The organism is Nonomuraea sp. NPDC001831, from assembly GCF_042892035.1.
Lineage (GTDB): Bacteria > Actinomycetota > Actinomycetes > Streptosporangiales > Streptosporangiaceae > Nonomuraea.
The window spans coordinates 1-1102 of record NZ_JBIATU010000042.1 but is presented as its reverse complement, the minus strand read 5'-3'; the positions used below and the strand labels follow the sequence as shown (position 1 = coordinate 1102).

The 1102-nt window shown below is 68.4% G+C and carries 1 pseudogene; it reads left to right on the top strand.

Going from position 1 to position 1102, the window contains the following annotated elements:
* Window positions 1–69 precede the first annotated feature (69 nt).
* Window positions 70–1082: pseudogene (locus ACFYYW_RS49085) on the top strand (IS5 family transposase).
* The last annotated feature ends 20 nt before the right edge of the window (window positions 1083–1102 follow it).

The window sequence follows — 1102 nt, the reverse complement described above, 5'->3', positions numbered from 1 at the left end:
AGGAGCTGTTTGAAGTTCGGATCTAGATGAGGAGCGGTGGCGGCCTGCCGTGACTGGTAGAACTCGGATGTGGCGCGCTTTGATGTGACCGATGCCGAGTGGGCCTTGATCGAGCCGCAGTTGCCGGTGGCGGCGACCGGGCCGCTGCCGCGGCGGGCGCGCGACCAGTTCAACGGGATCTTGTGGCGGTTTCGTACCGGGTCCAGTTGGCGTGACGTCCCGGAACGCTATGGGCCGTGGTCGACTGTCTACTCCCGGTTCAGCTCCTGGGCCAAAGCCGGCGTGTTCCAGGGGCTGATGGACGCGCTGATCGCCGAGGCCGCATCGCGAGGACAGGTAGGGCTGGAACTGGTGAGTGTGGACTCCACGACCGTGCGGGCGCATCAGGACTCGGCCGGGCTGGCGGTCGCCGGAGAAACCCTGGATGCGCTGGAGCAGGCACTGACCGAGGAAAAGGGGGCTCCGCTCCCGGAGCAGCCGCCGGTGCTGCGGGTGACGCGCCGCCGGCCCCACCCGATGCCGGCGCGCCACAGGCGGACGATCGCGCGACCGTCCGGCGACGCCGTGAGGCTCGGTCGGAGGCGGCCGCGCTCGGCCGGTCCCGGGGCGGGCTGAGCAGCAAGATCCATGCCGTGGCCGACAGCGCGGGGTTGCCGCTGGTCTTCGTGCTCACGCCTGGGCAGGCCGCTGACTGCCCGCAGTTCACCACCGTCCTGGACAAGATCCGCGTGGCCGGGCCAGTGGGTCGTCCCCGGACTCGCCCTGCCGCGGTGGCCGCGGACAGGGCCTACTCCTCCAAGGCCAACCGGGCCTATCTGCGTCGCCGTGGGATCAGCGCGGTCATCCCGGAGAAGAGTGACCAGCAGGCCAACCGGAAGAAGAAGGGGTCGGCCGGTGGGCGGCCCATCGCCTTCGATCCGAAGCGCTACCGGCAGCGCAACGCCGTTGAACGCTGCTTCCAGAAGATCAAGACCTGGCGTGGCCTGGCGACCCGCTACGACAAGGCCTCGGAAAGTTACGAGGCCGGGCTCTACCTCCGAGGCTCGATCATGTGGTTAAGACTCCTCACCTCAACCACATGATCCGAACTTCGAACAGTTCC